This window comes from Variovorax sp. 05T418, assembly GCF_056396385.1.
Map to the genome: position 1 here is coordinate 1 of NZ_JBFTLJ010000015.1, position 13,778 is coordinate 13,778.

The 13,778-nt window shown below is 63.5% G+C and carries 14 protein-coding genes; 12 read left to right on the plus strand and 2 right to left on the minus strand.

The annotated features are described in order from the left end of the window. Window positions 1–785: IS66 family transposase (gene tnpC, locus AC1DMS_RS24940; protein ID WP_478181942.1), on the plus strand; the 785-nt coding region annotated here is incomplete at its 5' end. A gap of 180 nt (window positions 786–965) precedes the next feature. Then, on the plus strand, window positions 966–1,088 hold the full coding sequence (locus AC1DMS_RS24945) for a hypothetical protein (RefSeq protein ID WP_015866013.1): 123 nt from the start codon (window positions 966–968) through the stop codon (window positions 1,086–1,088). A gap of 31 nt (window positions 1,089–1,119) precedes the next feature. On the opposite strand, the gene AC1DMS_RS24950 is transcribed toward AC1DMS_RS24945, so the two are convergent. Then, complete coding sequence (locus tag AC1DMS_RS24950) at window positions 1,120–2,193, minus strand: AraC family transcriptional regulator (protein ID WP_015866012.1); 1,074 nt, start codon at window positions 2,191–2,193, stop codon at window positions 1,120–1,122. A 179-nt stretch (window positions 2,194–2,372) separates the two neighbouring features. On the opposite strand from AC1DMS_RS24950, the gene AC1DMS_RS24955 reads away from it, so the two are divergent. From AC1DMS_RS24955 to AC1DMS_RS25000, 10 genes are all read left to right on the plus strand, one after another. Then, window positions 2,373–3,245, plus strand: a complete 873-nt coding sequence (locus AC1DMS_RS24955) for a TauD/TfdA dioxygenase family protein (RefSeq protein ID WP_015866011.1) — start codon at window positions 2,373–2,375, stop codon at window positions 3,243–3,245. Window positions 3,246–3,269: 24 nt separating this feature from the next. Further along, complete coding sequence (locus AC1DMS_RS24960) at window positions 3,270–3,584, plus strand: EthD family reductase (protein WP_307594236.1); 315 nt, start codon at window positions 3,270–3,272, stop codon at window positions 3,582–3,584. Window positions 3,585–3,611: 27 nt separating this feature from the next. After that, a complete protein-coding gene (locus AC1DMS_RS24965; RefSeq protein WP_015866009.1) occupies window positions 3,612–5,039 on the plus strand; it encodes an aldehyde dehydrogenase family protein in 1,428 nt (475 codons plus the stop codon). Window positions 5,040–5,156: 117 nt separating this feature from the next. Continuing rightward, entirely contained in the window at window positions 5,157–6,812 is a 1,656-nt protein-coding gene (locus tag AC1DMS_RS24970) for a 3-(methylthio)propionyl-CoA ligase (protein ID WP_015866008.1), read from the plus strand. 3 nt (window positions 6,813–6,815) lie between these two features. Next, window positions 6,816–7,679: a branched-chain amino acid ABC transporter permease gene (locus AC1DMS_RS24975; RefSeq protein ID WP_041945806.1), complete on the plus strand. Its 864-nt coding sequence runs from the start codon at window positions 6,816–6,818 to the stop codon at window positions 7,677–7,679. Window position 7,680: 1 nt separating this feature from the next. Further along, entirely contained in the window at window positions 7,681–8,706 is a 1,026-nt protein-coding gene (locus AC1DMS_RS24980; RefSeq protein WP_015866006.1) for a branched-chain amino acid ABC transporter permease, read from the plus strand. Continuing rightward, window positions 8,699–9,463 (plus strand): ABC transporter ATP-binding protein, encoded by a 765-nt coding sequence (locus AC1DMS_RS24985; RefSeq protein WP_015866005.1) that lies wholly within the window; start codon window positions 8,699–8,701, stop codon window positions 9,461–9,463. The genes AC1DMS_RS24980 and AC1DMS_RS24985 overlap by 8 nt, the downstream gene beginning before the upstream one ends. Continuing rightward, on the plus strand, window positions 9,450–10,154 hold the full coding sequence (locus tag AC1DMS_RS24990; RefSeq protein ID WP_015866004.1) for an ABC transporter ATP-binding protein: 705 nt from the start codon (window positions 9,450–9,452) through the stop codon (window positions 10,152–10,154). The genes AC1DMS_RS24985 and AC1DMS_RS24990 overlap by 14 nt, the downstream gene beginning before the upstream one ends. Window positions 10,155–10,208: 54 nt before the next feature. Beyond that, a complete protein-coding gene (locus tag AC1DMS_RS24995; protein WP_015866003.1) occupies window positions 10,209–11,375 on the plus strand; it encodes an ABC transporter substrate-binding protein in 1,167 nt (388 codons plus the stop codon). 19 nt (window positions 11,376–11,394) lie between these two features. Beyond that, the gene (locus AC1DMS_RS25000) at window positions 11,395–12,999 is read left to right on the plus strand and encodes a phytoene desaturase family protein (RefSeq protein ID WP_015866002.1); all 1,605 of its coding nucleotides are present in this window, start codon (window positions 11,395–11,397) and stop codon (window positions 12,997–12,999) included. Window positions 13,000–13,190: 191 nt separating this feature from the next. Here AC1DMS_RS25000 and AC1DMS_RS25005 read toward each other — a convergent pair whose 3' ends face one another. Beyond that, a complete protein-coding gene (locus AC1DMS_RS25005; RefSeq protein ID WP_478080478.1) occupies window positions 13,191–13,679 on the minus strand; it encodes a hypothetical protein in 489 nt (162 codons plus the stop codon). Window positions 13,680–13,778 lie beyond the last annotated feature (99 nt).

Here is a 13,778-nt window from a genome sequence, read left to right on the forward strand (position 1 = left end):
TGCTCAAGCCCGGCAACGGCAAGACACACCGGGCGTACCTGTGGAGCTACTGCACGACGAGCTACAGCGCGCTGCGCGCGGTGGTGTTCGACTTCGCCGACAGCCGCGGCGGCCAGCATGCGCGCGCCTTCCTCGGGCTGCCGGGCGAGCATGGCTGGCGCGGCACACTGGTGTGCGACGACTTCAGTGGCTACAAGGCGTGCTTCGAGCTGGGCATCACCGAGGCGGGTTGCCTGGCCCATGCAAGGCGCAAGTTCCACGAACTCTGGGCCAATCACGGCAGCCCGATCGGCGAGCAGGCGCTGAAGTTCTTCGGCGAGCTCTACGCCGTCGAGCGCGAGGTTGCTGAGCTTGTGCCTGAGGATCGAAGGCGAATACGACAAGAGAGGTCGCGCAAGGTGGCTGATGCCCTGCAGCAATGGCTCGCCGGGCAACGGCAGAGGGTGCCGGATGGTTCGACCACGGCCAGGGCAATCGACTACAGCCTCAAGCGCTGGCAGGCGCTCACGCGCTACATCGACGACGGCGATCTGCCGGCGGACAACAACTGGGTGGAGAACCAGATCCGCCCGATCGCCATCGGACGATCGAACTGGCTGTTCGCGGGATCGCTACGGGCAGGCCAGCGCGCCGCGGCCATCATGAGCTTGATCCAGTCAGCGAAGCTCAATGGACATGAGCCGCACGCGTACCTCAGCGACATTCTTGAGCGGCTGCCTACTCACCCGGCCAGTCGCGTCGGAGAGTTGCTGCCGCATCGCTGGCAGCCAGCCGCAGTGCGCTGATCGAAGGACCGTCGTCAAGACGGGATCACCGCGCGCTTACGCATCGTTGGCGCGAAAGCGGTTTGTATCGGCGGCGCTTCGATAGGGCAGGGTATGGCCCCGCAAGCCTACATACGGATGTCGCGCGCTGAACGGCTGCTTCAGACTGACTGGTTGCGAGCTTGCGGCACAAACTGCCCCATGACCACTTTGGTCGACATCGCGGTTCGAATCTTCTTCCAGCAGGCGGCCGACCTGCTCTTCACGTATCAAGCGGGAAGCGCGTGCACGCAAATGATCAGAGTGGTGCACATGGCTGAGTAGCACTCAAAGTTGACGGCGAGAGAGCACGCTCTCAACGAATTGCGTGGGTCGTTGAAGAGGGGTGTGATTTCCCCGGTGGATTCATATGCATCGACGCCATGCTTGCGAGCTCGTTGGCATTGTTGCGCAGTTCGCGCGGTGTCGAGCCCCAGCACGATTTAACGGCATGCCAGAAGGAACTGAGCTCGGTGTAGCCCAGGTGTTCAGCCACGTCGGGCAGGGGCATGCTGCCATGAGTCAAAAGAAGCAGGGCTTCTTCCATTCGGGCTGCCTCGAGGACACGACGAAAAGGCATGCCGTTCTGGCTGAGGCGCCGCTGCAGCGTGCGCGAAGTGATGCCGAGGTCATTTGCCACATCGTCACACGACACGTGGCCGAAACCACGTTGACCAATCGCCGCCCTCACAGCGGCCTCAAGCGAGTCGGATGAGTTTTGTGCCCGCAGCAGGCCGTCGGCTTGCGCGCGGAGCAATGCCAGCAGAGCGGGGTCGGCGCCTTGAAAGGGTTGGTCGAGCGTTTGGTCGTCATACGCAACGCACACGTTGCGCTCGCCGAGCGTGACCGGACTGCCAAGTAGCGTTGCGTAACTCGAGCCGAGCAGCTTGTCTGGCGCGGTGAGGGCGATGTGCCTGGGTGCAATGCTTCGCGTGCTACAGCGCTTGAGGAAAGCCAGTATCCCGCCGAACACCGAGTCAATCTGCATGTGGTGCATGTCGACATGGCACGGCGTAACGATATAGCCCAGCTCCAGGCCGCCCGGCACCTTGTGCGCCGTCACGCGCCCGCTGTTGCTCACGAGCTGCTGGTAGCGTTCCATGTGCGTCAAAGCCTCCCGCAACGTTGGACTGTGCATCATCAGCAGCCCCGATACGTTCATGGCCTGCAACGGCAATCCGATGCCGACCTTCAGGCCAAGAAGCGGGTCAGTGGAGACTTTGGCCGCCCGTTGCCACAAACGCCGAGCGAGTACCAGGCCGACCTGGCGTGTGGGTGCGAGACGCGCCAGGCCCGGACCCCACAGGCCAGCGGTGAGATCGTTTGGGTTCAGATCCTGCACTTCCAACTGATCCACGACAGCGTCGAGCCAGGTCGAGAGGATCGTCATATGTGCTGCCATGCCGGCAAGGCTAGGTGCGCGTGTCCTTTGCGTCAAGGGTGCCTGGTAGGTCAGAGCAATTTTCTGTCGCCCCGAAGCAATGACAGTCTGCGACGCCGACCGGACACTGCCCCCCGCGCAGAACGCAAAGGTCTCTGTGCAGCGAGTCTTAACAATGAAGGAGACATATGGTGGAAAACCATTACGAGCACATCCGCGTGCGGCCGCAGCCGCACGCCTTCGGCGCCGAGATCACCGGCCTATCGATAAGCAGGCCGTTGCCGGCTCCCGTCCTCGACGAAGTGAAGAAGGCCTGGGCCGCACACTCGGTCGTCTACTTTCCCGATCAACCGCTCACGCATTCCGAACTGGAAGCGTTCACGCTGCAGTTCGGCGAATTCGGGGTCGACCCATACATCGTCCCGATAGAAGATCACCCGCACATCCTGGAACTACGGCGCGAGGCTGACGAGAAGGCGGTCAACTTCGGCGCGCAGTGGCACTCCGACTGGAGCTTTCAGGAAGAGCCTCCCGCTGGGACCATCCTGCACTCCAAGGTGACCCCGCCTGTCGGTGGCGACACGCTCTATGCCGACGGCTATCGGGCCTACGACGAACTGTCGGACACCATGAAGCGTCTGCTCGATGGCCTGGTGGCGATCCATTCAGCAGGCATGCCTTACGGCAAGGACGGTCTGTTCGCCAAGGAAACGGAGACGCGCTCGATGAAAATCGTCGTCAGCGAGGATGCCGACAAGACATGGCCGCATCCGCTGGTTCGCCTCCATCCGGTGACGCGCCGCAAGGCCCTGTACGTGAGCCCGGTCTACACACAGGGCATCGAAGGAATGACGCGCGGCGAGTCCGCGGCGCTGCTGGGCTATCTCTACCAGCACATGGTGCGCGACGAGTACGTCTATCGCCACCGCTGGGCGCCCAACATGCTCACGCTCTGGGACAACCGCTGCACCTTGCACAACGCCGATGGCGGCTATGACGGCCACCTGCGCGTGATGCACCGAACCACCATCGCCGGCGAGCGTCCGCTCGCTGTCTCCTGATCCCTAGCAAAAAAGAGCAACGCCATGATCAAGGTAAGCATTCTCTATCCGAACGACCCCGGCTGCAGCTTCGACTTCGACTACTACAGCAACAGCCACATGCCGATGGTCAAGCAGAAGATGGCCGGCGCGTGCAGCCACTTCACCATCGACAAAGGGCTGGCTGGCAAAGCACCGGCCTCGCCGCCCGCCTACGTCGCGATGGGGCATCTTTTTTTCGGGTCGCTCGACGCGTTTCTCTTCGCCTTCGGGCCGCACGCCGGCGCCATCGCCGCGGACATTCCCAACTACACCAACGTGAAGCCGACCGTCCAGATCAGCGAAGTCCTGGTCGGCTGACCCGGGACGTACAAGAACGAGATCCCAATGAGGACATACGACAAGTTTTTCATCAACGGCTCTTGGATGGCCTCCCGGTCCCGCGAGTTTGCCGACGTGGTGAATCCGTCTAGCGAAGCAGTCATCGGGCGCGTCTGCATGGGCGATGCCGACGACGTGGCCGCTGCGGTGGAAGCCGCTTCTGCCGCGTTCGACAACTGGGCGAACACCCCGCCCGCCGAGCGCGCTGTCTGGCTCATGAAGATTCAGGCCGGTCTGCAGGCACGCGCAGAGGAGATCGCGCAACTGATCTCTGCGGAGGTGGGTACGCCCATCGGGTTCTCGCGGTTCGCCCAGGCGGGCCTGCCCATCGGCTCCTTCGGCGTGGCCGCGCAATTGCTGGGCGACTACGCATTCAGCGAGTCCGTGGGCAACTCCGAAGTGGTGCGCGAAGCCGTTGGCGTGGTCGCCTGCATCACGCCGTGGAACTACCCGCTGCATCAGATCGCGGCCAAGGTGGCGCCGGCATTGGCTGCCGGCTGCACCGTGGTGTTGAAGCCTTCGGAAGTCGCACCGCTGAACGCTTTCCTGCTGGCCGAGGTCATCGAATCGATCGGTCTGCCCGCAGGTGTCTTCAACCTTGTGTGCGGCGCCGGTCCCGTGGTGGGCGAGGCGCTGGCGTGCCACCTGAAGGTGGACATGGTGTCGTTCACGGGCTCCACCCGGGCCGGCAAGCGCGTCTCCGAACTGGCCTCCCAGACCGTCAAGCGGGTGGCGCTGGAACTGGGCGGAAAGTCGGCCAACATTCTGCTGGACGACGCCGATTTCAGCCACGCCATTCCGGGAGTCATCCAGGCCTGCTATCAGAACTCCGGGCAAACCTGCACCGCGCACACGCGCCTGCTTGTGTCCGAGAAGCGCTACGAGGAGGCTGCCGCACTGGCTGCCAAAGCGGCACGCCAGACCCGGATCGGCGATCCGTTCGCAGCCGAAACGAACCTGGGCCCGCTCGTCTCCGAGACCCAGCGCGAGCGCGTGCGCAGCTTCATCCGGAAGGGCATCGAGGAGGGCGCGGAGCTGCTCGCGGGCGGCGCTGAGGCGCCGCGCGACCTGCCCGTCGGCTACTACGTCAAGCCCACCGTGTTTGGGCGCGTGACATCCGACATGACCATCGCACGCGAAGAGATCTTCGGGCCCGTGCTGTCCATCCTGACCTACCGGGACGAAGACGATGCAGTACGCATTGCCAACGACTCCGTGTACGGGCTGGGTGGCGGCGTTTGGAGCGGCAATGTCGAGAGCGCCAAGCGTGTAGCGCGCCGGTTGCGCACCGGCCAGGTCGAGATCAATGGCGGCGGCTTCAACCTGATGGCGCCATTCGGTGGCTACAAGCAATCGGGCAACGGGCGCGAGCTGGGCAAGTTCGGCTTCGAGGAATACCTCGAATACAAGTCGATGCAGATGCCACCGCGCTGAGTCGCCGGCACCGGCACGTGATGCGGGGCAGGGCGCGCGACACGCGGCCTGCCCGGCTTGGCCCCTGCGCATCGCTCGCAGCGACACACACAACAAGAACGAGATGGAAGACACAAGATGACTGACGACATACACCGGTTCCTCCCTGGACAGATGATGAGCACCCCGTTGCTCATCTCCGCCATCCTGCAGCGCGCCGACCGGTATTTCGGCGATGTGGAGGTGGTGTCGCAGTTGTCTTCCGGCGGCACGCATCGCTACACCTATCGCGACTGTCATCGTCGCGCGCGCCAGCTTGCTGCAGCCATGGTGACACAAGGCATGCGCATGGGCGACCGCGTTGGCACGCTTGCGTGGAACAGCTACCGGCACCTGGAGGCCTACTACGCGGTGGCGGGTGCGGGCTCGGTGTTGCACACGCTCAATCCGCGCCTGTTCCAGGAGCAGATCGTCTACATGGTCAACCATGCGCAGGACGGTTGGCTCCTGTTCGATCCGGCCTTTGCCAGGCTCGTCCAGGCCATTGCACCGCATTGTCCGGGCGTGAAGGGATGGATCGCGCTGTGCGGGCGCGACGAGATGCCGCAGATGGATGGCATGCCGGCGTTGCTGTGCTACGAAGAGTTGCTGGACGCCAGTGCGGACACCTACGAATGGCCGCAGTTGGATGAGAACGCCGCTTCGGGCCTGTGCTACACATCGGGCACAACGGGCGATCCCAAGGGTGTTCTCTACTCTCACCGATCCACCGTCCTGCATGCCATGTCGTCCTCGCTGCCCGATTCTTTCGGGTTGTCGGCGCGGGACGTGGTCTGCCCCGTCGTCCCGATGTTTCACGTCAACGCCTGGGGGTTGCCTTATGCGGCGGCGATGACCGGCGCGAAGCTTGTCCTTCCCGGGGCGGCGCTGGACGGAGCCTCGGTGTACGAGCTTTTCGAACGGGAGGGCGTGACCTTCTCGGCGGGAGTGCCGACGGTGTGGATGGGCTTGCTCGACCATGCCGCCAAGCAGGAAGCCGGTTTCTCGACCTTCAAGCGCACCGTGATCGGCGGCTCCGCGTGTCCCGCCGCGATGATGAAGGTTTTCCGCGAGCGCTACGGCATTGAGGTCGTCCATGCGTGGGGCATGACCGAGACCTCGCCGTTGGCCACCACCGGCAAGCTGTTCGCCAAGCACGACAGCCTTCCCGAGGCAGAGCGGCAGGCGATCCTCGGCAAGCAAGGCACCACCATCGTCGGTGTCGACATCAAGATCGTCGATGACGAAGGACGAGAACTGCCTTGGGACGGCGAGACGGCGGGCAACCTGATGGCCAAGGGTCCGTGGGTCGTCGAGCGTTACTTCCGCGACGCAGCGTCGGCGACGAACGTCGATGGCTGGTTCAACACTGGCGACGTGGCCACCATCGATGCCGACGGCTACTTGAAGATTACCGACCGCAACAAGGACGTGATCAAGTCCGGCGGCGAATGGATCAGCTCCATCGAACTGGAGAACCTCGTGATGGCGCACCCGGCCGTGCAGCAGGCGGCCTGCATCGGCGTCTATCACCCCAAGTGGGATGAACGGCCTCTGCTTGTCGTCGTGAAAAGGCAAGGCGCCGCGCTGGAGAAAGAGCAGCTGCTCGATTTCCTCGACGGCAAGGTTGCGAAATGGTGGCGGCCCGACGAGGTGGCGTTTGTCGAATCGCTGCCGCTGGGTGCCACAGGCAAGGTGCTCAAGAACAAGCTCCGGGACCAGTTCCGGGCGTTTCGCTTGGTCGCGGAGGTCTGATCCGTGGACATGTTCCTTCAACAGATCCTCAACGGTCTGACGCTCGGCAGCGTTTATTGCCTGGTGGCCTTGGGTCTGACGCTGGTGTACGGGATCCTGCAGGTGCCCAATTTCGCGCACGGTGCGTTCTACATGGCCGGAGCCTTCGTGGCCTTCCAGCTCATGTCGGCGCTCAGCTGGAACTACTGGCTCGCCATGTTGGCGGCCGCCGCGAGCGTGGCAGCCCTGGCAGCGCTTGCCGGCCGTTGGGTGTTCCATCCGCTGCGCAAGTCGTCGGGCCTGCATCCGATGATTGCGGCCATCGGGCTGCTGCTATTCCTCGAGGCCTCTGCCCAGGCGATCTGGGGTGCCGACTTCCGTCGCATGCCCACCCCCTACACGGGCATGGTGGAGGTCGCCGGCATCGGCATTGGGCAGCAACGCGTGCTGCTCGTCGCAGGTGCCTTCGTGCTGGTGGCGGCACTGCAGCTGTTCCTCAAGCGCACGGTCGTTGGCGCCACGATCGTCGCGCTGGCACAGAACCGCGAGGGTGCCGCGCTCATGGGCATCGACACCCACCGCGTCGCAATGCTCACCTTTGCCATTTCCGGCGCGCTTGCAGCTGCGGCGGCGGTGCTCTACGCGCCGATCAATCTGGTGTACCCCGCCATGGGCAGCCTGGTGATCACCAAGGCCTTCGCGATCATCGTGATCGGCGGCATGGGCAGCGTGCCCGGCGCCATCGCAGGCGGGCTGATCATCGGCTTTGCGGAGAGTTTCGGCGCCTTCTATGTTTCGTCCGATGCCAAGGACCTCATCGCCTTCGTGCTGTTGGTGGTGATCCTGTCTGTGCGGCCGCAGGGCCTGTTCACGCGCGGGGTGCTTTGACATGAACGCACGTACCGGCTGGGGCCTGTTGCTGCTGCTGGGCCTCGTCTTCCCCCTCCTGACGGACAACGACTACCACCTGACGGTGATGAGCAGCGCCTACATCTTCGCGTTGGCGACCCTGGGCCTGAATCTCATCACGGGCTATACGGGCCAATTCAATCTCGCGCATGCGGGCTTCATGGCGATCGGGGCCTACACCGTGGGAATCCTCACGGTGGACCACCAGTGGCCGTTTTGGGCCGCGTTCTGCCTGTCGGGCCTGGTGCCTGTGGTGCTGGGCTTGCCCATCGGGCTCCTGTCGCTGCGCCTGAAGGGGCACTTCTTCGCCATCTTCACGATGTGCATGGGCTACATCCTGTTCCTCGGCATCGAGAAATGGGAAAGCCTGACGCACGGGGCGGTCGGCATCATCGGCATTCCCGTGCCGGAGGCACTCCCCACGCCGTTCGGCGATGTCTCCTTTGATTCGCCGCGCGCGCTGTACTACCTGGTGCTGGGTTTTCTCACTCTGGGACTGTGGGTCATGCACCGCATCGTCGGTTCGCTGCTGGGACGCACCTTCGTGGCCATCCGCAACGGCGACGACCTGGCCGAGTCGCTGGGCATCAACCTGATGCGCAACAAGCTTCTGGCCTTTTTGCTGTCGGTGTTCTATGCGGGCACGGCAGGTGGCCTGTATGCGGGCTTCGTGCGTTTCCTCAGTCCGGACCTGGCCGGTGTCGAGCGCACTTTCGACATGACCATGTACATGCTCATCGGCGGTGCCGGAACGCTGCTCGGTCCGCTGCTGGGGGCGCTGGGCGTGCCCTGGCTCGCGCAGTACCTGCAGTTCCTGCAGGACTACCGGTTCATCGTGTTCGGGCCGCTGCTGATCGTGCTGGTCATCTTCCTGCCCGACGGCATCGTCGGTTGGGTGCGGGGCCAATGGCTGCGCCGCCGCGCGTCGCAGCCGGCGTCTGTCGTTGCACAGGAGCCGGATCAACAGTCGACCTCGGTGGGACTGAAGGGAGAGCGCCATGCTTGAGATCCAGGGGCTCACCAAGCGCTTCGGCGGGCTGACAGCAGTCAACGATGTCAGCACCTGCGTGGAGAAGGGCAAGGTCAACGCGATCATCGGCCCGAATGGCGCGGGCAAGACGACGTTCTTCAACCTGATCGGCGGCGTGCACCTACCGAGCGCCGGGCGCATTCTGCTCAACGGCGAGGATGTGACACGCTGCCGCGCCGACGACATGGCGTTGCGCGGCGTGGCCCGTACCTTTCAGTCGACCACCTTGTTCGACCTGTCGACGGTGCTCGACAACCTGATCGTCGGCCATCGGCTGCGCACTCGCTCCGGCCTCTGGGACGCGGTGACGGGGTCCCGGCGGCTTCGGGATGAGGAGGCGCTGTGCCGTGCGAAGGCACGCGCCGCGCTGGACTTCGTGGGGTTGTCGCATCTGGAGCGGCGGCTGGCGGCGGACATCACGCAGGAGGAGCGAAAGCGCGTCGCCTTCGCCTTGGCGATTGCCACCGACGCGCAGCTGGTGCTGCTCGACGAGCCGGCCGGCGGCGTCAACCCGGAGGAAACGGTGGGACTGGCGCTGCTCATCCGCAAGATGGTGCGCAGCGGCATCACCGTGTGCCTGATCGAACACAAGATGGACATGATCATGCAGCTGGCCGACAAGATCATGGTGCTGAACTACGGCGAGAAGATCGCCGAGGGTACGCCCGACGAGATCAGGACGAACCCCGCAGTGATCGATGCCTACCTCGGGAGCGAGCATGCTGAAGCTTGAGCGCGTCTCGCTGAACTACGGCAGCTTCAGGGCCTTGAGCGACATCAGCCTGCAGGCCCGCGACGGTGAATTGGTCGTGCTGCTGGGCGCCAATGGCGCGGGCAAGAGTTCGATCTTTCGCGCCGCGAGCGGACTGGAAGCTGCGACGGGACACATCCGTTTTGGTAAACATGAACTGATCGGCATGCGGCCTTCGCAGATCGTCCAAGCCGGCGTCGTTCAATGTCCGGAAGGGCGCAAGCTCTTTCCGGGCATGTCGGTACTGCGCAACCTCGTACTCGGCGCCTATGTTCACCGCACCGACAGTGCGGGAAATCGCCGCCGGCTCGAAGAAATCTTCGGCTTGTTTCCGATCCTCGATCAGAAGAAGGACGACCCGGCCGGCTCGTTGAGCGGCGGCCAGCAGCAGATGGTGGCCATCGGCCGCGCCATGATGGGTCGGCCGCGCGCCCTGTTGCTCGACGAGCCATCGCTCGGCCTGGCGCCGCTCGTGGTCCGGCAGATGTTCGATGTGATCCAGCAGATCAACCGTGCCGGCACCACCGTGCTGCTGGCCGAGCAGAACGCTTTCGCCGCTCTGAAGGTGGCCCATCGGGCCTACGTGCTCGAGCTGGGCCGTGTCGCCATGGAGGGCGACAGCGATGCCCTGCTGCGCAACCCTGACATCCGACGTGCCTACATCGGGGCCTGAGGCGAGGGCCGGATTTTCCGCGTTCCATTCATTCCAATGAAAGAGAGACAAGCCATGAAGAAGACTCCCCACGGCAGGCGACTGCTCGCTGGCATCGCTGCAAGCACACTCCTGTTCGCCAGCCAGGCTTTCTCGCAGCAGGTCGTGAAGCTGGGCTACACCGGCCCGCTGAGCGGTGGCGGTGCGCTGTTCGGAAAGAACGTGCTCGACGGCATGCGCATGGCCGCCGACGAGATCAATGCGGAGGGGTGGCAGATCGGGGGCAAGCCTAGCAAGCTTGAGATCGTGAGCCTCGACGACAAGTACAACCCCGCGGAGTCTGCGATCAATGCACAGCGCTTGGTGCAGGCGGAGAAGACACCGGTGATTTTGGTGGGGCATTCGGGCGGGACTTTTGCGTTGCAGACCGCCAACGAGAAGCAAAAGTACTTGCTACTCTCGTACAGCAGCGTGCCGCAGATCACCGCCAATGGGAATACGCTGACCTGGCGCATCCCGCCAGATTTCACGACGTATATCCAGCCCTTCACCCACTATGCAATGGGAAAGTACGGCAAGAAGCTCGGCATCGCTGTGGGTGACCATGACTATGCCAAAGCCTGGAGCGCCGCTTTCCGCCCAACCTGGGAAGCTGCGGGCGGCACAGTGGTGGCCGATAACCCCATGTCCTACAACCGCGCGGCCGATTTCTACAGCGGCGTGAGTCGTGTGCTGGCCGCTAAACCCGATGTGCTGCTGGTGGGGGGCGCATCGGAGCCGACCGCGCTCGTGATCAAGCAAGCTCGCGAACTGGGCTTCAAGGGCGGCTTCGTCATTATCGACCAAGCCAAGCTCGACGAGATCGCCAAAGTCACGGGTGGCTACGGTCTGCTCGAAGGTTCCATCGGCTTGCTGCCCGTGGTCGATGATTCTTCGAACGCAATGAAAGCCTTCGTCGAGCGCTATCGCAAGCTGTATCCCGGGCGTGATCCGAGCAGTGAGGTCACGCTGGGCTACACAGGTGTGCGCGCTACCGCTGAGGCGATGAAGGCCGCGTCGAGAGCGACCGATGTCTTGGCGATTCGAGCGCAACTCAACACCGCGATGAAGGCACTGAGCGCCGCAGCCAACCCTCATGCCTTGAGCGGAGTCGATGTCCGCGGCAATTCGATCGGAGCCGTGCCGGTGGCGGTGGTCGAAGGTGGAAAGGTGCGAGAAGTGAAGCTGATGGACCTGCGCTGACGAAGAAATGGAGCAAAAAATGAATACGCCCGATCTGAGTTTCAAGCGCGCACGCGAGCGCGGCGAGTTGCACGGCAGCTTCGACACTGTCGTTATTGGTTCCGGTGCTGGCGGTTTGACGACCGCTGCCTTGCTGGCGCTGGATGGTCAGCGGGTGCTGGTGCTGGAGCGCCATGCGGTTCTCGGCGGCTGTCTACAGTCATTTACGCGCAAGGGCTTCGAGTGGGATGTAGGCCTCCACTACGTGGGCGAGGTGCACCGCAAGAGCAGTGGCCTCTATCGCCTGTTCGACAAGGTCTCCCGCGGGCAGCTCGAATGGGCACCCATGCCGGCGGTCTACAACCGCATCATCATCGGAGACCGTAGCTTCGACCACGTGGCTGGCGCCGAGGCCTACAAGGACCAACTCAAGGTCTATTTTCCGGGCGAGGCTGCAGCCATTGATCGCTATGTGGAGCTCGTCGCTGATGCCAATCGCGCTGCAAAGGCGTTCTTTGGCGAGCGTGCTCTCCAGCATCGCTTGTCCGACGCTTCGGTCAGCGCGCCACAGGCCGCCTTCGCTCCATACTCTCAGCGTACGGTGCTGGAGGTATTGAACGAGTTGACCGACAACGCCGATCTCAAGGCGGTTTGGTGCGGCAACTACGGGGACTATTGCAACTCACCTGCCGAAGCGGCCTTCGCCGTCCACGCAATGGTGTTTCATCACTATATCGACGGTGCCAGCTATCCGGTGGGTGGTGCACCACGAATCGCAGAAGCCATGGCAGACACGGTTCGCGCGGCAGGTGGCGCCTGCCTGGTGGCCGCCGAAGTTGTCGGCCTGAGGATGCACAACGACCGGGTGGTGGGGGTCGTGACCGCCGATGGCAGCGACATTGAAGCGCGCCGCGTTGTCAGTTCCATTGGCATTTCGCAGACTCTGCCATTGTTGGCCCATGCCGACCCTGAACTGATCCGGCCGCTGACGCAGGCCACCCAGTCTCTGGGGACGACACAGTGTTTTGCGGTACTCAACGTTGGGGTGGATGCGGGCAATGGCGAGCTGGGCATCCATCCGGGAAACCTTTGGGTTCACCCCACAAATGATCTCACGCGGAATCTCTCTCGCTACAAAGCCGACCCCGCAGGCGAGCCCATGCCGCTCTACTTCATGACGCACCCGTCATTGCGTGATCCGAGTTGGGCGGCTCGCTATCCTGGACGCAGCACCATGGACGTTTGCGGCCTCACTGATTGGTCCGTCTTCGAGCGCTTTGCTGGCACTGAATGGATGCGCCGTGGTGCCGAGTACGACGACATGAAGGCTCAATTGACTGAGCATTTGCTCGCTGAGGCCTTTCGCCGCTTCCCGCAGCTCCGAGGGCGAGTTGCCCATGCCGAACTGGCCACACCGCTGAGCTTCAATCACTTCTTGAATCGCACTCGAGGCAATTTCATGGGCTTCGAACAGACGCCGCGGCGCTTTGCCCAGCGCTGGATGGGCGCTCACGCGCCGGTCAAGGGCCTGTACTTCAGTGGCCAAGACGTGGCGGCCGCGGGCGTCAGTGGTGCAATGGTCGGCGGTCTGGTGGCCGCCAGCGCCGTGCTCGGGCGCGACCTCTTCCGTGAACTGAGATCCTAGTGTCCATTCGGCATGCTCAGCGTTGCCCCGCTCACCCCGCAGTTCGGGGCGAGCACTTTCTTCCGTTGCCTCCGAGAGGCAGATGGGCTGACGCACCTCACCCCATGAGCGAGTTCGAGCCACAGCAGGCGCGCTCGTACACCTCAGTCTTCAGGCATTGACCGACAGCCGCGGATGACGCCGCGGCAGAGCTAGGCTGTCGCGGCGCCGTCAACGCCCGTGCCCTGTTCCAGCAACCAGTCGCAGAAGGTTTTGACCACCGGATCGTGCTGAAGACGCTGCAGGGAGTCGGTCGTGATGTCCGCGCGCTCGAGTTCGAAGACGAGGCCCGAGATGATGTGCTCGGCCAGGGCAGCCGTACTATCGATCTGCTGGCTAACCGCGCGTGCCAAGTCGGTATTCGCCCGCGCGATCTGCTCGTTTTCCGCCGTGCGCGCACTGCGACCGAAACGCCCATGTTGATGCGAGAGGCGATTGAAGACGGCAACAAGATGCAATTCATGGACCCACCGCAGATGCCTGGCGAAGTCGGGAAGGTCGTGCTGCGGGCGCTTGACAAACCGCGCCTGGAGCTCTTCGTGAGGGCCGGCGAGTCCTGGAACGCGCGCCTGGCGATGCTTATGCCGAACTTGCTGGTGCGGCTGATTCCGCCATTCGGCCGAAAGAGTGAAAGTGGTCATCGTTTGTACCTGGCATCCCTGGCAAGGCGAGGTCTCATTCGACGCCGCGGAAGTGCATGGGAGCTGACGCCGCCCGAGAAGTAAAGGGGAGGGCGGCCA